Source organism: Photobacterium aquae (genome assembly GCF_001029445.1).
GTDB classification, from domain to species: Bacteria; Pseudomonadota; Gammaproteobacteria; order Enterobacterales; family Vibrionaceae; genus Photobacterium; species Photobacterium aquae.
Map to the genome: position 1 here is coordinate 1 of NZ_LDOT01000034.1, position 16,885 is coordinate 16,885.

At 40.5% G+C, this 16,885-nt stretch carries 18 protein-coding genes and 1 pseudogene; 10 read left to right on the forward strand and 9 right to left on the reverse strand.

What is annotated here, in order from left to right; all coding sequences use genetic code 11:
• A pseudogene (locus tag ABT56_RS24270) lies at window positions 1-400 on the forward strand (transposase family protein); the annotation flags it as partial.
• A gap of 179 nt (window positions 401-579) precedes the next feature.
• Here the strand turns inward: ABT56_RS24270 and ABT56_RS19385 are convergent.
• Both ABT56_RS19385 and ABT56_RS24085 read right to left on the reverse strand, forming a co-directional pair.
• Window positions 580-861 carry a hypothetical protein gene (locus ABT56_RS19385; protein ID WP_047880571.1) on the reverse strand — a complete coding sequence of 94 codons (282 nt, stop codon included), beginning with the start codon at window positions 859-861 and terminating at the stop codon, window positions 580-582.
• Window positions 862-993: 132 nt separating this feature from the next.
• Window positions 994-1,338: a hypothetical protein gene (locus tag ABT56_RS24085; RefSeq protein ID WP_157037924.1), complete on the reverse strand. Its 345-nt coding sequence runs from the start codon at window positions 1,336-1,338 to the stop codon at window positions 994-996.
• Window positions 1,339-1,919: 581 nt separating this feature from the next.
• Between ABT56_RS24085 and ABT56_RS19390 the strand changes: the two genes are divergently transcribed.
• The 3 genes from ABT56_RS19390 to ABT56_RS19400 all read left to right on the forward strand — a co-directional run bounded on the left by ABT56_RS19390 (window position 1,920) and on the right by ABT56_RS19400 (window position 5,142).
• Entirely contained in the window at window positions 1,920-2,330 is a 411-nt protein-coding gene (locus ABT56_RS19390; RefSeq protein ID WP_047880572.1) for a hypothetical protein, read from the forward strand.
• A 119-nt stretch (window positions 2,331-2,449) separates the two neighbouring features.
• Complete coding sequence (locus ABT56_RS19395; RefSeq protein WP_047880573.1) at window positions 2,450-2,755, forward strand: hypothetical protein; 306 nt, start codon at window positions 2,450-2,452, stop codon at window positions 2,753-2,755.
• Window positions 2,756-3,753: 998 nt separating this feature from the next.
• Complete coding sequence (locus ABT56_RS19400; protein ID WP_169753952.1) at window positions 3,754-5,142, forward strand: tyrosine-type recombinase/integrase; 1,389 nt, start codon at window positions 3,754-3,756, stop codon at window positions 5,140-5,142.
• Window positions 5,143-5,201: 59 nt separating this feature from the next.
• Here the strand turns inward: ABT56_RS19400 and ABT56_RS23410 are convergent, their stop codons facing one another.
• The 4 genes from ABT56_RS23410 to ABT56_RS19415 are packed head-to-tail and all read right to left on the reverse strand — an operon-like array spanning window position 5,202 to window position 7,370.
• Complete coding sequence (locus ABT56_RS23410) at window positions 5,202-5,942, reverse strand: alpha/beta hydrolase family protein (RefSeq protein WP_053062575.1); 741 nt, start codon at window positions 5,940-5,942, stop codon at window positions 5,202-5,204.
• 15 nt (window positions 5,943-5,957) lie between these two features.
• Complete coding sequence (locus ABT56_RS24605) at window positions 5,958-6,080, reverse strand: hypothetical protein (protein WP_276203191.1); 123 nt, start codon at window positions 6,078-6,080, stop codon at window positions 5,958-5,960.
• Window positions 6,081-6,137: 57 nt separating this feature from the next.
• A complete protein-coding gene (locus ABT56_RS19410) occupies window positions 6,138-6,785 on the reverse strand; it encodes a glutathione S-transferase family protein (RefSeq protein ID WP_047880575.1) in 648 nt (215 codons plus the stop codon).
• A 45-nt stretch (window positions 6,786-6,830) separates the two neighbouring features.
• Window positions 6,831-7,370: a hypothetical protein gene (locus tag ABT56_RS19415; RefSeq protein ID WP_047880576.1), complete on the reverse strand. Its 540-nt coding sequence runs from the start codon at window positions 7,368-7,370 to the stop codon at window positions 6,831-6,833.
• 1,403 nt (window positions 7,371-8,773) lie between these two features.
• Here ABT56_RS19415 and ABT56_RS19420 point away from each other — a divergent pair.
• The 4 genes from ABT56_RS19420 (at window position 8,774) to ABT56_RS19435 (ending at window position 11,970) form a co-directional block, all read left to right on the forward strand.
• Window positions 8,774-9,481: a class I SAM-dependent methyltransferase gene (locus ABT56_RS19420; RefSeq protein WP_240478360.1), complete on the forward strand. Its 708-nt coding sequence runs from the start codon at window positions 8,774-8,776 to the stop codon at window positions 9,479-9,481.
• Window positions 9,482-9,933: 452 nt separating this feature from the next.
• A complete protein-coding gene (gene rpoS / locus ABT56_RS19425; RefSeq protein WP_047880578.1) occupies window positions 9,934-10,809 on the forward strand; it encodes an RNA polymerase sigma factor RpoS in 876 nt (291 codons plus the stop codon).
• 240 nt (window positions 10,810-11,049) lie between these two features.
• Window positions 11,050-11,280 (forward strand): hypothetical protein, encoded by a 231-nt coding sequence (locus ABT56_RS19430; protein ID WP_205626107.1) that lies wholly within the window; start codon window positions 11,050-11,052, stop codon window positions 11,278-11,280.
• Window positions 11,281-11,430: 150 nt separating this feature from the next.
• Window positions 11,431-11,970, forward strand: a complete 540-nt coding sequence (locus ABT56_RS19435; RefSeq protein ID WP_047880580.1) for a YceB family lipoprotein — start codon at window positions 11,431-11,433, stop codon at window positions 11,968-11,970.
• A 41-nt stretch (window positions 11,971-12,011) separates the two neighbouring features.
• On the opposite strand, the gene ABT56_RS19440 is transcribed toward ABT56_RS19435, so the two are convergent.
• Together ABT56_RS19440 and chrA are read right to left on the reverse strand one after the other, a co-directional pair.
• Window positions 12,012-12,311, reverse strand: a complete 300-nt coding sequence (locus ABT56_RS19440; protein WP_047880581.1) for a hypothetical protein — start codon at window positions 12,309-12,311, stop codon at window positions 12,012-12,014.
• A 300-nt stretch (window positions 12,312-12,611) separates the two neighbouring features.
• The gene (chrA, locus tag ABT56_RS19445; protein WP_047880582.1) at window positions 12,612-13,757 is read right to left on the reverse strand and encodes a chromate efflux transporter; all 1,146 of its coding nucleotides are present in this window, start codon (window positions 13,755-13,757) and stop codon (window positions 12,612-12,614) included.
• Between the two features lie 224 nt (window positions 13,758-13,981).
• On the opposite strand from chrA, the gene ABT56_RS19450 reads away from it, so the two are divergent.
• Together ABT56_RS19450 and ABT56_RS19455 are read left to right on the forward strand one after the other, a co-directional pair.
• Complete coding sequence (locus ABT56_RS19450) at window positions 13,982-14,914, forward strand: LysR family transcriptional regulator (RefSeq protein WP_047880583.1); 933 nt, start codon at window positions 13,982-13,984, stop codon at window positions 14,912-14,914.
• Window positions 14,915-15,026: 112 nt separating this feature from the next.
• Window positions 15,027-15,581: an OmpA family protein gene (locus ABT56_RS19455; RefSeq protein WP_047880584.1), complete on the forward strand. Its 555-nt coding sequence runs from the start codon at window positions 15,027-15,029 to the stop codon at window positions 15,579-15,581.
• A gap of 21 nt (window positions 15,582-15,602) precedes the next feature.
• Here ABT56_RS19455 and ABT56_RS19460 read toward each other — a convergent pair whose 3' ends face one another.
• Window positions 15,603-16,715 (reverse strand): 1-acyl-sn-glycerol-3-phosphate acyltransferase, encoded by a 1,113-nt coding sequence (locus ABT56_RS19460; RefSeq protein WP_047880585.1) that lies wholly within the window; start codon window positions 16,713-16,715, stop codon window positions 15,603-15,605.
• Between the last annotated feature and the right edge of the window lie 170 nt (window positions 16,716-16,885).

Genomic DNA, 16,885 nt, shown 5'->3' on the forward strand with positions numbered 1-16,885 from the left:
GTGAATATATTGACCAACATAGTAAACCGACTGCGTTTTACAGCGATCGCCATGCTGTTTTCCATGTCAGTAAGCGTGATGCGCAAACCGACCGACTCACCCAATTTGGTCGAGTTCTTCAAGACCGTAATATCGAGCTTATTTGTGCCAACAGTTCACAAGCTAAAGGCCGTGTCGAGCGAGCCAACAAAACCTTACATGATCGCTTAGTTAAAGAAGAATCGATACTATCGAGCAAGCGAATGCATGGCTCCCCGACTTCATCGCTGATTTCAACCAGCACTTTGCCAAACCGGCGCGTTATCCCAAGGACATGCACCGGGCAGTACGTGAATCGCCCAGCGAAATCGATGATATATTTGCGTGGCAAGAACCAAGAAAACTCTCAAAGTCACAGACTTAAGGTTACCTATCCCATTGATCCGTTGGGTGAATCAAATTCCATCTCGCCCTCTTACCCGATTTCGTCTTCAACGGCATCAACGTTGTTCGATGTCCAGACCACAGCACCCGCAACCAGCAAGGCAAACGAAAAAAGCCCGTTAATCCTACAGACTTGCGGGCTTTAGGAAATATGGTCTAAAGCATATTTATTTGTTCTCTCAATTTATGCTTAAGCAATTTTGATAATTTAGTTCTAACTTCAATATCAACATTTACATCACTAAATACCCTTTCAAAATCAATAAGAGTGCAGTAAATGCCTTCGACTTCTTTAAATTTATCCTTTAAGTCAACAAAAATTGAAATATAATATTCAACTTCTCTATGGGCTATTTCAGGTGTGCTTCGTGCTGGAGTCCAGAAGTTTAACTTCACAAGTAACATATCTTTATCTAGATAATTTTCTAACGTATTCACAGTCAAATCCTCTGTATTAAAAGAACAAGATCACATCCGAAGCCCCCCTTGTAAATCATTAAATTTATGAGTGATTTATTATTGATAGAACAGCTTTAAAAAGATATTAATTATGTGACATTGCTCATAATTCTATTTGTCAAATATATAACTACATGTTGTGTTTGAAATGCCACTTATTCCATTGTATTCATGTGCAGTAATATTAACGTTATCCCATGATACTGGTATTGGCTTATTAGCAACTAGATTTAAAATATCAGCGCATTCTTGGTAATCAGCTTTTGTATTTGGGATGAATCTATGAACACTTCGAAAAGCAACAACCGTCAGGCTATTTCCTGTATCTTTAGAGCTATATTCAAAATTATCACCATATGTCACTGGACCAACGTGATTTACTAATTTTAATGTAGGAGCTGAACATCCAGCTAACATGCACAAAAAACACATTATCGAAACATTCTTATAAGTCATTTTAATCTCACGCTATGTACAATTAAGAACTACCATTTTGTGTGAAATTACATTTACATAAAGAGTTATTTATGAATTATGTGATATTGGCTGCGATAACAACTTTACCAACAAATAACTCCCTCCTTCCACGCCTTACCATCCTACAAGATGTACTCGAGCTTTTTGAGTTTGGTGATTGCCTCAGCTCGGCCTTTTGCATCATCACACAGGCAAAAATTGGCAGTTATCAATGATAGTTTTCGATACTTCCTGCCCACGCTGGAACATATTGATGCAGTGCAACCCGAACTTGCACACTAGCCTCAAGATTTTGCAGTGATACCTAGCAGCTTTTCCGGCAGTGCTGGTATGCTCGGCCACTTCCTCGTACACCACTTTTAGCGGTTTGGGGTATTTGCCGTTATCGCATCCCCAAGCGGATCCGATCGGTTTGATAGACAGATCTTTGGCCTGGTGGGCAATATCTTTTGATTTCTATATACTGTCGCTTGCGTATTATCATTGCCTAGACAAAAATGTTTTTTGATGAGGTAAGAACTATGAGTGACTCTGTTTATACACAGGGAATATAAGACTACATGGAAATGTTCAGCTGGTTGTTCAACAATTCATCCTGGTTAATGAAAAGACTTCTTGGCAAAAGTACCAAGTGGTTTGAGATTCTTAGTGGTGCCATAATTTGTTTTGCGTCTTTTTCGGTAGTAGCATCTGACGGAGAAGATGTTACGGCAGGATATCATTTACTTTCAAAACAGTATGAGCAATATTATTTAAACCATCATTTAGATGATGCAATGGAAGTAGCTCTTAAGCAGTTGGATATGGATCCAAGTGATTCAGTTGCTTTTTTACGGCTAGCATTATCAATCCGTGGTTCATGTGACCAAGTAAAGCCGTATTACAGTCAATATGGTTCAATGAATCAGTTCAAAGATGTAACAGTTTTAGCAAAGAAAATCATTCAGAAAGAGTGCGGTATAGACTTGTGAGTTGTGCCTAAAGGCATCAAGATGACTGGTTATACTCAGCAGTTTTTGCATGGAATATAGTGCGCTGGTGAATTTATTATGGCGCACCTTATGCCCGGCGCTATACCTTAGGAGTTAAAATGTACAAAGAGCCTTGGTGTGATATCAAAGAATTTCCTACTCGCCACGCAGAATCATTAGTCTCTGAATTAATAACTGAATTCTCTGATCAAAATGTTGATTGGATTAAGTCTAGTATTGAGCTATTAGCAAAGAGAGAGGATCAAGATGAAATACTTATTACTTCCGAGGGTAAGTTTTATATTATTCATCTAACTTGGTCAGGCAGGTCAGAGCAAGCGCCTTACCCGATAACTTCATGCTATGAATCTTGGGAACAAGTTTTGGCTCGTTTAAGCAGTGATTCGGATCAATACGAGGCATAACATAGCAAGTCATCTTAACTGCCCGCCAAATTATCATTTTTCCGTATGGCTATTAGATTGAAGCTGTTAAGTTTATAGTGGTTTTATATTTTTACACTGTTTGCAACAGTAACTGAGATATCTTGATAAAATACCATTAAAACAGTGACTTATAACAAAACACACCAATAGCTATGTACATTCATACACTTCTATAATCACCTCATATTAAAACATCCCCTATTCCAGCGCAGTGAGTTGCACTTCTTGTGAGGATGTTTCAACCACATCGATACAAAATCAACCAAATCACATCCCGATAACCCACTTGTGACACCGTCACACTTTTATCATTTAGGATTTTATTGGTAGTTTGTGTGGATGATTTTGGCTTATAAATAAACTCAACAGATGTTTATTGTAAAACAGAGAGATTAGTTCTACTGGCAAGTTACACAGACGACGTTGTTGAGTATAAAAATATGCCTAACGAGTTTTGTCAATCGACTCAATCGCTTTACCTCTCGGCGTTGGGCAGTTTTACATTTCAAACTGACTCAGCATACCTGAAAGATCGCGTGATCTGTCATGATCGCTTGATTGATCTTAAGAGATACAAACAAAGATCGAAGTGTCGTGCATTAATAGGAAGTTGTGGCAACCACACAATTTTCATCTTGTGCAATCTGGCACTCACGCGAACTCTGTTGGTGTCCCATTGTATAAGAAGAAATGTGCCTAAATAGCACCATAATAAACAAAACTCAAAATGAGTAGCTAACCTCATAGTCATGATCTTATATTCTCTGTTATGGCTAAAATTGAATATTGTTTATTTGGCTTTAATCTTCAATTAATTAAGCCCTATTCTGTTTTAGCTTAATTATGTATTTTATCTATTACATGAGAATATTATCTTATATAATATCTCTTATAGCAGATAATATATTCCTCATTATTTTATGTCAGCGCTCTATAATAATTACCAACTCCCGGCATCGCTTAAAACTGGCTCTGCAGTGGGTCGTCATATCAGTCGTATTCATGAAGCCGTATCCAATCCGGCACTGAGTTATATCAACTCGTTGGCGGCGACCAATACGACCGGCGGCCGGGCAAATGCCCGATTTATGCTTGAGCGGTTTTGTCGATTTCTCATTGGTGGTTCGGTAAACAAAATGGATTGGCTCGTTCTGCTAACCGACCCGAATTTGACCCAGCGGGCTATCGCTGGTTTTCTTCGATACAAAGCACAACAAAAAGCGTTTTATACTGGTCGTAGAGTCGATGTGGAACAACCTTACCTCAATATGCATTTAACCCCTGTTATTGAAGGTATCCATGCTGTTGCTCGGGCGGCGATAAATGCTGGCTATCTTACTGAAAGCCAATGGGCACAATCTGTTAGTCAGTTATCGAAATCAGATCTTGATAGCATTGAACCACTAGAATACGGCTGGCTACCTGAATCAATGCCCGCTTTTACTCCTGTTATAAGTGAGGATGAGATAAGCCTAACCGCTCATCAGGCGCTAGAAGGTTTTAGCACTTTTTGTATTACTTCGTGCATCCACCGTTTTGATTGGGATGGCTTGCTCACGGCCCCCGTCGTTAAGGCAACGATTAGTGAATACCTTGATCAGGGTGTAATTTTGAACGGTGAAAAAGAAAGAGACTACAGCCCCGCTACCGCAGACAATTTGTTTCGAATGATCAGAGGTGTGGCCGAACACCATTGGTTAGCAGAGAATATTACTGTTGAGCGCTTACAGAGAATCAAGGCCATCAAACTTCCAAGAGGCTCACGAAAAACATCGGGGCGATATATCAGCTATCAAGATCTCGATAAGATACTGAATATTGCTAGCACCCACCCTAACCCAGTTCGCGCCATACGAGATCAAGCAATCTTTTCAGTCTTGTATGAAACCGGTTTACGTCGTTCTGAAATTATATCGCTGTCTATGGGATGCATCGATTGGAGCCGTGGCTGTATTAATATTATCGGTAAGGGTAACAAAGAGCGTAATATCTATTTTGATCAAAATGGTGAGATGATCAAAAAACTCAATAATTGGTTATCGGTGCGCAATAGCATTATGACTACCGATACGAATATTGCGAAAGAACCCATTTTCTGCGGGATTTCAAAATCCAAAGTACCCACAGGAAAGAAGATCAGCACCCAAACAATCAATGATATTTGTAAATGGTTAAGCCAACATGGATTTCATCGGACTATCTCTCCGCATGATTTTCGACATTCATTGGCGACAAATTTGCTTAGCCAAAATTTCGACTTGCTCTCTGTCAGCCAAGTACTTGGCCATAGTTCTCTATCCACAACACAGCGTTATGACCAACGTGGTGAAGAGTCGTTAAGACAAACTATTGTAAGGCGAATTTAGTAATTTCGTGACGTTGTCACTGATGTTGGTGAGTATCGGCTTTAATGAGTTAATGGGATTTACTCGTTCTGCTCAATTTTCTGTAGTACCGAAGAAATCACAAACTCATTAAGGAAAATATCGTGGTCGCCAGTAATTTCATCGTACTTCACAGTCTTATTGTGCTCTTTCAGTTTATTAACATAATTGACGCTCAGATATGGTTTCGTGACCGGATCATCACTACCACAAATAACATGAATATCAGTGCGATCAGAAATATATTGAGTTAACTCTATCGGTGAGGTTCTCTTCAATTTTCCCCAGAATAGTGGATACTTTAAATATCTCAACATATCCCTACGCCAGGGGTTTATGTCTGATGGGCACGATACGATAATCGCCGAATGAGCAATATCCGGATAGTAAGCAATTAGCTTTCCCGTTATAGCTGCACCACCTGAATGGCCAGCAATTATGACCTTTGCCGGATTAAAACGTTGTTTGAGTAGCTCTATGGCGTTGGCTAACTGTTGGATTCTTTTTCGATCGTAATTATCGCCAACGGTAAAACCACGCCGACCGCTTGATTTATGCCCTTGCCCATCTTTATAACCAGGCCGAAGTAAACCGACAGCAATAACATGGTTCGCGTTATCCGCAATCATTCTGGCAAAAGTATTCTGATACGAGGCAGGTCCAGTGGGACAATCACCATGAATAGCTATAACTAGAGAGCAAGGTTTACCTCCTCCCTTCTGATAGATTTTGGCAATTGTGGTTTGTTCATCAACCTTAAGTTCAACAAATTCACCCGGCACGTTTAACCTCTCTACTTAGTTGGCTATCGTATCAGCACGCTTTTCTTTGCTTGTTACCTTGGGGATATAAAAGCCACAAGCTTCCCGTTTGGCGGTTGTTGGCATTTCCCATGCACCGCATAGATCTTTCGTACTCATTTTAGTACGTGAAAAATGGCGGCACTTACCGCATGTTTCCATACGTTTTTCCTATCATTAAATTTCAGCCTTGAATGGTGTCAGATCCATCCCTTCAATTTCGCATACGGCTTTTACTGTTGAATGTTCACACATACGTTTTAAATACCCAGCCAAGTGTGGGAATGTAAGCGGCGATCTCGCAACAGGTAATGACCATTCAGCAAGCATAAACAAAAAGAAGTCACAGGCTGAGATCTCGCTGCCAAGCAGATATACATTGTCAGCAAGTTGGTCATCTATGATTGATAGTGATTCGGCTATACGCTCGTCTTGTGCCGCAATAAGTGCCGGTATGCTTTGCTCATCCTTTATATTACGATGCGGGTAATAGCGAACCATCAGTTGTGGTTGCAATGTATTATTCAAGAATGCCAGCCACTGATAAAACAATGGTCTTTTGGGAGATCCCAGTGGGGGGATTAATTGATACTCAGGATGTTGCTCACAGAGGTGGATACAAATAGCAGCGCTTTCGAAAATAGGCTGGCCATTATCAACCAACGTTGGAATCCGCCCTGCCGGATTTAGTTTCAGATATTCGGGTGATTTATGCCAATTTGATTTTTTATCAACTAAAACAAGATCATAGTCAAGTCGCATATGATGAAGAAAAAAATGCGGAGCCAAACTTGCGTTATTCGGATAGTAGTAAAGCTGATACATACTTAATTCCCATTTAAGTCCTTCAAAACACATAGAACTTTCACTCTACTTTAATATGAAGATCGATTCCATCATCTCTTTCCCTTTTGGTAGCCATTCATCTGCTAATTCGATACTGGTAGTAAAATGAATTGTCAAAAAACGTTCATTTACCGATGCACCATATACTATAAGATGTTGTGACATACGATTGCCTATTGTCGGAAGAATAAACTCCATGACAATAAAATCATTACCATTTTGCTCTATAACCTGATCTCTTATCCATTTTGATCCTGGCGGCATACCTTTGTGTACTTTCTTGGAAAGAGAACGATGTTGATAACGGAAGTACTTAGAGCTAATGGGATCTTGCGTGTAGCTATACATCAGCATCACATCGCCTGATTCGTTGCTTAATACTTCATCTGGCCTTTGTGATTTCGAACCAAAATGAGCCTTAATTTGTTCATCGCTCATCTCTTTAAATTTATAGGGCGTCAACATTAATACTTTCCCGTCGAGCATCTCTACAGGCCCCAAATCGCTGGCTGATGACATCACACTTAACATCGACAAAAATAAAGTAATCACTATTTTCTTCATATCATTCCTTGTGACGTTTCTTTTCCCTATCGTTTAATACTTATCAGAAACTTTTCTTTGCAAACAATCATCTCACCATAGGTGACCTATTGCGCATATTTTCTGTTTGAATACTGCATATCTGTGATATGTGTGGAAGAAAAATAAATCCTTCATGATTTAGCCGCGGACTTATGCGGTTACAACCGCATTTGTACTGTTGAGTATTTTCACATTGAATTTGTTTACGTAGGTTAGTCAGAACTAGCTCTAACATTTGTTTTTGCGGCCTAGATTGGTTCTATTGTTATAAACACCATGTCAACAACTAGGTCGCTTTTTTTCATTCACATAGAACATTATCCATTCACTCAACAAAAAGATTCCAGAAAATAAATTCGATTTTCTGCGGGGCATGATTGGAAAAACACAGAGCTTCAAATAGATTTACTCAGCACAATCTATGCAGGTATTTTTCATCCTGAAATAGACTATGCTGAGAGCGTTCTAAGTCCTTCATCTGAATATCTTTGGTATATCGTTAATGGTATGTAGGTTGTTTTAGAATAGCACCACATAGACAAATCACGGTATCTCGTTCATCCAATACTAAGTACTCATCGCACTGATTACATACTGGGCATGGCTCGTCGTCTAATTTTTTCTCTTCAATCATATCAACCTCTTCATGATGTTTCGTCATGAGAATGTTGTAGCAAGTGGATCATCAGAAAACTTCCACTTTTGACACAAATTAGGTCTAGGTCTCAAATTAAATTATTTGTATCAGTAATTTCAACATCAATAACCTGAGTCATGTCGCGCTATTATCAATAATAAAACTTTATTAAAAAGGTAAAAAAACCAAGCTGTTACGGTAATATCTGGTAAAGTAAATTCTCTTTGCCAACAAATTTTTGATATGATTTCATGATTAGACATGAAATATATAGATGCGCTCTCGATATAGTTTATACCAATAGCTTCACTGCTAAGAATTACCTGTGAACCACTTCTAAAAAATCAAGTAAACCCAATGGATAACCAAATTACACATCGATACTTTAGTACTGATTCTGTAACAATAAAAAAGAAAATAATCGAATAAAAAGAAGGTGTCTTATGCGCACATCACTCTTATTAATCATCTTATCTTTGTTAATATCACCGATATCATGGGGTGCAAGTGTAAAACAGTATAAACGTCAGTATGCCCATTTGCCCTGTGATACCTACGTTCAAATGATGAGTGATATACAGTCTAAATACGACGTATCTTCGAAACACCAACAGAAAAAAATGCGAAAAAAGTCTGAGGCTATTGCGCAACTAAGAGAGAACAAGAAATGCTCAAGAGCGTATTACCACTAGGCTGCTTGAGTATATAATACTGCGCATCTACAGATAGATTGCGGACTTTTAAAATGAACAGCAAAATGTATGGTGAACACGCATCAAGTTACGATGAAGCAATAGCAGACAATATCTACAATGCACACATAGATCGCCCTACTCTACAATCCATGCTCGATGATATATCAGGCAAGCACGTTCTTGATTTAGGCTGTGGTTCAGGGCCTTACACTCAATACCTATTCGAGAAAGGTGCAGCAAAAGTGACTGCCGTCGATACATCTCCTGCTATGCTCGAAATCTTAAAACAACGCGTGCAAAACTCAGCATTATTAAATGCATATCAGCAAGATTTATCACTCGGCTTACCGCAAGAGTCAAATGCCAGCTATGATTTCGCAATTTGTCCACTAACTCTTCATTATCTTCATGATATTGAATCATTTTTTAAAGAAGTTAGTCGCGTTCTTAAGCCTAGTGGCTATTTGGTTTTTTCGACTCACCACCCCTGGCTTGATTTTGAAGATTCACCCACGGGTGACTACTACGCAACAGAATTGATCCATCAGAGTTGGGATACTATTGGTGTTCCAGTTGAAGTGAGTTTCTATCGCCGTTCGCTAACAGATATATCGCAGTCTCTTTTACACGCGGGCTTTCATATTGCTCTAATAAAAGAAGGAGAAGTTGCAGAGAGTGTTAAAGATAAAGACCTTGAGCGCTATCTGCAATTGAAGAAACAGCCCATCTTCCTTTTCATCAAAGCCATAAAATTTTAGCATCTTTGTCACACAAAACCTTCCAAGCCATATAACCATTGGGCATATGGCTTGCTCTACCCCTCATTTTTTTGTCGTATGTAACAAAATATATCTATAAATTCATGTCAAAAAAGTGACACATCGACTTTATTCTAGATAATAATTATCGAGCAAAGTCACATTTTTTCAGTGAAAATAGTCCATCTTTATAGACAGCTTGTACTGATAATAGTAACAACTACAGTAATTTCAGCCGATCTATATCAATATTTCAGAATTTTAACCCGCTTAAATATAACATTTCATAGATATCAACTTTGTCAAAGGTTCATTTCAAGAGATTATCGTTTTTATCCTAAATTTGATAATTCCGTAATGGTATATGCAACACGATCGTGATAGTGTGATTGTGTAACATAAATATACAAAAGAACAACATTTGCTTGGTGTTATCAATTAGGGGTAAAGATATGGATATCAAATCGCACGAAGTACATGGTTTTGATGCTGATGTCATTCATCTGTATCTTCAAGAAATTGCGCACAAACCACTGCTTACTAAACACGAAGAAATATTCTACAGTCGTAAAAGCCTACGTGGCGATGAGATTGCTAAAGCAAAAATGATCGAAAGTAATTTACGACTCGTTGTTAGCATCGCAAAAAAATATCGCAGTAGCGGTATGCTACTCAGCGACCTTATCGATGAAGGCAATATCGGATTAATTACCGCAGTAGAGAAATTTGACCCTGAGCGTGGATTCCGTTTTTCGACCTACGCAACATGGTGGATCAAACAGACTATAGAACGTGCTATTCATAATCAGGCACGTACAATCCGACTCCCTGTTCATGTGTCCAAAGAAATAAATACGATATTACGAACACATAAACAACTACAAAAGCATAATAATCAAGAGCCTACTCACGAAGAAGTAGCAGAGAAACTTGATCGTAGTGTCGATGAGATTTCAAGTGTACTTGCCTATGATGCTCCTGTCGTTTCTATCGATCAGCAGATCAGTGATAACTCAAACTCGCAGACTATGTCTGCATTCATTGCCGATAATGATAGCAATGAACCTGACAATGAACTGAATCGAGCTGATATCAGCCGACTGGCTGTATCAATGCTCGAAACACTCAATGCGCGTGATCGTGAAATTCTGTGTCGTCGCTTTGGTCTCATGGGTTATGAAGCACAAACGCTTCAGCAAGTTGCCGATGAAGTCGGCCTCACACGAGAACGTATTCGTCAGCTACAAGTAAGCTCACTGAAGAAACTTAAGAATGTACTAAGTCGTGAAAATTACAATATTGAAGTCTTATTTGCTGAAACCGCTTAACCAAGCGATACGCAATACAAAAAAGCACCGTCTGGTGCTTTTTTTGTTCCCATATAACAACCCAGCCAGATCCAATCTCTTGTATCAAAAAAATAATGGCCTCTCTCATCAATATCTGAAGTAAATAAGAATTTACTCTTTCACCCTAGCCATAGAGTTCTTCGCAAACAGCATAGTTCAATTCGTACCCATGCATAATAAATCTATATAGTCTTAACACTATTCACAAAATGGATAAATATGATGAAAAAACGCTATTGGCTTGTCACTATGATGGTTACCATTCTACTTGTCCCAAATTTTGCTGAAGCGAACAAGATAAAAAAACGCAAACAACAATGCGTCAAAACAAAAGAAAAAATAGAAAAAATCCAGAAAAAAATGCGTGGTGGCTACAGCTTAAAAAAAGGTCGAAAATACCAAGATAAATTGCATGAACTCTACAAAGATGAATTCAAATACTGCTTGTAGTCCCTAGCGAGGCTGACGTGAAATAAGTGATGCTCATTCTGATTGATACTACATCAAAATATTTGTCTCAATCATGAACCAAACATCGATTCTGAAATCAAAGATACTCTATTAACAAACCCTGAAATAGAGTGATTTTTCGTGAAGAAGATGTCTCGTATCCTAACTACCCTAATTATTCCAGTCTTACTTTGCTCATGCGCTAGTTACAGCGTCACGGAAGGAGATATCCAAAGCTATCTTGATAAAAAAACAAAAGTTGAGCGCACAGTAGGTATCAAGGGAGTTGCCTATGCCAATATCAAATTCAATGATATAACGGTTGGCATAGGCCGCGTATCGGCTGATCGAATCAACTTAGATGCGAAATCAAAGGCTAAAGTAACCATCTACAATCAACCTAGCCAAGAGCTTGCCCTGAACGTGAATTTCAGCGCCATCCCGTACTATGATAAGGACGAAGGCGCGATCTTCCTAAAAAACCTGGAAGTCGAAAATCTTGATATCCAACCTAACAACTTAAACGTACCGACAAAAGCACTACTCAGCCCTATTGTTGAAATGGTCGGCCAGTTCCTGCTTACACGCCCTGTTTATCGTCTAAACGAGGACGATTTCAAACAAGCCGCATTAAAGACAGCACGACCTGAGCTTTTGATCAAGAATCACACGCTGGTCGTTCAAATGTAGCCGTATCGCAATGCGAGGGGGGCTCTTGTATCCCCCTTTGCTTAATCGGCTACACTTTGTGATTGCTCAAGAAAATTTGTGCCGGCCGCTTCGTCAATTATATGTATCGCCTTCTCTGCTTCAAAAGCCTTGCGCATCGCTCCTGCAGCCAGGTCTTTAACCATATGCTCCTGCGCACTCACAAAGACAACAATAAATAACATCATGCTGATTACGGCAGTAAAAATGAGTGCAAGAGTACGGCGGAAAAGCCGCTTTTCAGCCTGCTGAAGCTCATACTGAACGATTTCTATAACGTCATAGTTCGTTAAGTTAGGACGAACTTTCTTTTTAAAGTCCATGGCATCTTATATTGAGTGGAATATGCTATAACTCTACCCCTCCTGACTTAACTCTACCTTAACCACGTTGTTAAGCTGTAATAAATAGTTATATTATTCAGCAAGATACGAGCAGTCGTTTGCACCTAAACTAGCCTATTCTTATATTTTTTAATGAATTAGATATCTATAACCAATCATAAAGTTATAGTGCATTAGATGCCAATGCGTTATCTCCTAAAGAAGGATATCGAGGTGATATCAAAGATATAAAAAAATGCGGCACTTAGCCGCATTTCAACCGATAAATCAGTAACAAAACTAAATAACAACACGATAAGCAATAAAGAACATAATCAACAGCCATACTGGCGTATTACGGTATTTCAACAAATAGAAGCCAACAATAACAGCGAGAACATCCCAGACTGTTCCAATTGCACTGATCATTACCGGTTTTACCAGTGCACTGGCTAACAAGCCTACGACAGATGCGTTCACCAACATCACGGCTGATTTTAACTTCTCGTGACTAAACAGCGCACTCCATGCCGGTAAAAAAGCAAACAACAACAATGCCCCCGGCAAGAAAACCCCAATGGTTGCAACTAGACTGCCAAGCACGGGTGAATCGGTAATCGCCGATGCCCCAAGATAACTTGCCATTGTAAACATCGGACCTGGTACCAACTGCGCCGATGCATAAGCACTCAAAAATGTATCGGGTGTCACCATCCCCTCTAGCATAGGCTCAAGCAACGGCAATACCACATGCCCGCCCCCGAAAACAAAGCTACCCGCTTGATAAAATACATTAAACAAAGTCAGGAATTCGTTTTGACTGCCTATAAGAGGCAAAACCAACAAAAGAAGACCAAACGCCGTAAATAAGAAAATGTTAGGTCGAATCGGTTCAGCGTTAGCAACCGCCCTCGACTCCGTACGTCGAAACGACAGAAGAAAACCAACCAACGCAGCAACGAGGATCGGCAGAATCTGCCCGAGCAGCCCCGTACTAAAGAAAACCCATACCCCCGTTAGCCCTGCTGCCGATATAGTTAGCACACTAGTCAGGTTTTTCTTTGCCATTCCCCACAATGCATCCGCGACAACCACAACAGCCAATAGCTTTGCCGCCTGGATAACGGTATCGATAATAGCCACATCGTTGTAATGCTGATTACCAATAGCTAGAAATGTAAGCAATAGGAACGAGGGAAATGTGAATCCGACAAATGCCGCCATTGCACCGATATAACCGGCTTTTTTATAACCTATATACATACCTAGCTGGCTACTCGCAGGACCGGGTAAAAACTGACATAGGGCAACAGCTTGGTTGAAATCAGTATCCGTTAGCCACTTCTTGTTTTGAACAAACTCCCTCTGAAAATAACCAATATGGGCAGCAGGTCCGCCAAAACTGTAAAGACCTAATGTAAAAAATTGCCACAATACGTTAAGCATAAAATAAAACCTCCAAATGAGGATTTCATCATAATCCCGACAGCAAAATTAATAAAATCGTTGGTTTTAATGCTTAATATCGATTCAATTAATACTTGTGGCATCCCATTAACTCTTGCTTTCCTTGATATGACACGTGAAGAAGACCCACAATCCTGCATCAGGAGGTAACACTGCAATAATCAATGGTATAATCTTGCGGTCATCAAAGATTGGTTATTCTTATGCTTGAAAATCTGCAACAGATGGTTATCTTGGCCACCGTTGGTCATGAACAGAACTTCACCCGTGCCGCAGAGCGCCTTGGTATTTCTAAATCTCAAGTCAGTAAACAAATTCGTTATTTGGAAGAACGATTAGGTTGCCAGCTGGTTCAACGTAGCACCCGAGCCGTTGCGCTAACTGATATCGGCTTACAATATGCCGAATACGGCCAGCAGTTGCTTGATACCGTCAATGAGGCGGAAGCCTTAGTGGCAGGTTACCGCAATGAAATCAAAGGGGTACTTCGAGTTGGTATTGCGCAGTCATTTGGCAATCACCATATCACATCCGCTTTGGCTGATTTTCAAAAGCAATACCCTGGGCTTGAATTGGAAGTGAGCTTATTCGACCATCGCCCTAACCTCCTCGAAGAAGGCTTTGATTGCTGGATTGCAATTCACGAACACCCACCCGAAGGCATGGTTGCGCGTCGCTTGTCGAATTGTCATTTCGTTGTGGTTGCATCGCCGGCATATATTGCCGCTAACGGAGCCCCGCAGGTACCGGGCGATCTCCGCCAGCACAACTGCATTACCTACCAAAGCCGAGAGCGCAAATATATCAATTGGGAGTTTACCCGAGACGGGGTGCATCAATCGGTACGCGCTCGCGGAAACTATCGTATCGATAACGCGCCAGCCGTTCTTGATGCAGCTAAATCAGGTTTAGGCGTTGCCTATTTGGCTACATATCTCATGACGGACGAACTGAATACAGGACAATTAGTGCAGTTGCTGCCTGAATGGAAAGCAGATGTCGAATTGCCGATCTATGCCGTCTACCCTCGGCGAAAATACTTGGCTCCTAAAGTTCGTTCGTTTATCGACTTTATGTCAGAGCGAATGGCACAGCCTCCTTATCGCCCGTATACCCCTGAGGTTATCGCGCCTTAAGTGCTAAAACCGGCTTTACCCTCGGCGTCCATCTCAATACTGCAGTTGTTATCGCGACCAGATCAACTAAACCTATAAGATGACAGTGTAACGCGCATAGGCGGTAACCGGTATGTCTGGGCTTCGATTAGGTCGTTGGATTAAACATTTTGCCGCCGTTAGTGTCATTGTAATACTAACGGCGTGCAGCAATGACAACAACAGTGACAACGTCACAACAGATCCCCCTTCACTCCAGCAACCTTCGTCGGAAACAGTTAAAGACAGCAACATACCCGATGCCAAAGTGATGCTCACAGAAGTAACGGAGATGAGCACAACACTCTATTTCGAGCCTAACAATTTCGAACTTGACTCCAGTACTCAGTTACTTATCGATCCCATTGCGGTTAGCCTTCGGCAACACCCCGACAGACACGTGATCATTGTTGGTCATGGTGATGATTTCGCGGATGAAGATGACAATATTGCGATTTCTTACGAACGGGCGTTCAGCGTCGCAATTTACATAGCGTCAGTATTTGGGATTGATGAAGAACGGATCCAAGTCGTTTCTGCTGGCAGCAGTGAGCCTATGGAAGGAAATGGGCAGAACAGACGAGTAGATGTGATCTCACCAAAGGCCATTGTGAGGACACTTAGCCCCCACAATGAACCTAAATTTTAAAGGCAAAGCCTTCTCAAAACACTATAGGTTAAGCTTTTTACGCGCTGGTAGTGCGTACATTTGCTTGAGAATATCAGCGACGCCTAGTGGCAAACCTGCCAATTTATCGGCAAAGCGTTGCTTCTCATCTTCAGTGACTGATTCATCTTCAAGATCAGCGGCAACATAATTGACCGGAAACAATTTATAGTTTGTGGTGATCTGACGATCAATCTCTTCAGCCAACGCATCAGGTGTCGCGAATCCAGGCTGAATCACATCACCAAAGCTGACATGGATACGCCGCTTATGGCCAACGATCCCTTGGATGATGCTTTCGATATCTTCAAATTCACCTTTTTCATAACTACCCTGCGATTGCTTTTGATACAACTCTTTGGCTTTGGCCAAATCACACGGGTCATTCTCATAAGAAATTGCCACAGGCACGATATTCAATTCAGCCATATAATCGCCAAATTCAACTTTACGCTTGCGACCTTCCACATGAAACATTTTTAGAATGGCTGGATCTGTTTTGTCATTGCCGTCTTTGGCTCGCCCTTCTTTCTGGGCAATCCAAATCGAATTACCCGTTTCCAGTGAATGGCGAATGTAGCTAGAAAGCAAAGACAATGCCTTAAGCATTTCACGCGGAGCCTTAACAGAGCGCTTTACGATAAAGCTCTTATTAAGCCTCATCAGCTCTGTTGCACACGGCTTTTTCAATAAGTTATCACCGATTGCAATACGAACCGTCTCAAAACCGTTATTGAACAAACACCAGTTAACCATCGCAGGATCCATCGCAATATCACGGTGGTTAGAAACAAAAAGGTAAGATTTGGCCGGATCTAGCTTCTCAAGCCCACTATAGGTAACACCATCACATGAATGGTTGATTGTTCCATGCATATACTTGGCAACTTGACGCTGAACATCAGCGACAGAATTAACGTTTGACCATTTACGAATCAAGAAATGCTTAATGAGAGGAGTCAACAACCAACCAAACGCACCTGAGAGTTGCGGAAAGCGATAGTTCAGAATTGCATTGATAAATTCTTTGTCATTAACCAGACGCTTAATCGCCCCATTGACTTCATCGTCATTGTAAGGGCGAATTTCTTTATAAATATCGTTATCAGCTTGCACAATTATGCTTCATCATATGGAAAAACCGTGCCATTTTACGCACTTTATTCCTATTACCCAACGTAAAAGCCCACATAAAAGACATGGTTGGAGGTCTTACCAGATCAATTCAAGGCATGAGCCTGTACTCTACCTGATATAAGCTATGAAATCTGCTGCATCAACACCGT

Coding starts and splice junctions, on each gene's coding strand:
- ABT56_RS24085 (WP_157037924.1), bottom strand. CDS start 1,338: ATGACTTATAAGAATGTTTCGATAATGTGTTTTTTGTGCATGTTAGCT.
- ABT56_RS19390 (WP_047880572.1), top strand. CDS start 1,920: ATGGAAATGTTCAGCTGGTTGTTCAACAATTCATCCTGGTTAATGAAA.
- ABT56_RS19395 (WP_047880573.1), top strand. CDS start 2,450: ATGTACAAAGAGCCTTGGTGTGATATCAAAGAATTTCCTACTCGCCAC.
- ABT56_RS24605 (WP_276203191.1), bottom strand. CDS start 6,080: ATGAGTACGAAAGATCTATGCGGTGCATGGGAAATGCCAACAACCGCC.
- ABT56_RS19410 (WP_047880575.1), bottom strand. CDS start 6,785: ATGTATCAGCTTTACTACTATCCGAATAACGCAAGTTTGGCTCCGCAT.
- ABT56_RS19415 (WP_047880576.1), bottom strand. CDS start 7,370: ATGAAGAAAATAGTGATTACTTTATTTTTGTCGATGTTAAGTGTGATG.
- ABT56_RS19420 (WP_240478360.1), top strand. CDS start 8,774: ATGAACAGCAAAATGTATGGTGAACACGCATCAAGTTACGATGAAGCA.
- rpoS (WP_047880578.1), top strand. CDS start 9,934: ATGGATATCAAATCGCACGAAGTACATGGTTTTGATGCTGATGTCATT.
- ABT56_RS19430 (WP_205626107.1), top strand. CDS start 11,050: ATGATGAAAAAACGCTATTGGCTTGTCACTATGATGGTTACCATTCTA.
- ABT56_RS19435 (WP_047880580.1), top strand. CDS start 11,431: ATGTCTCGTATCCTAACTACCCTAATTATTCCAGTCTTACTTTGCTCA.
- ABT56_RS19440 (WP_047880581.1), bottom strand. CDS start 12,311: ATGGACTTTAAAAAGAAAGTTCGTCCTAACTTAACGAACTATGACGTT.
- chrA (WP_047880582.1), bottom strand. CDS start 13,757: ATGCTTAACGTATTGTGGCAATTTTTTACATTAGGTCTTTACAGTTTT.
- ABT56_RS19450 (WP_047880583.1), top strand. CDS start 13,982: ATGCTTGAAAATCTGCAACAGATGGTTATCTTGGCCACCGTTGGTCAT.
- ABT56_RS19455 (WP_047880584.1), top strand. CDS start 15,027: ATGTCTGGGCTTCGATTAGGTCGTTGGATTAAACATTTTGCCGCCGTT.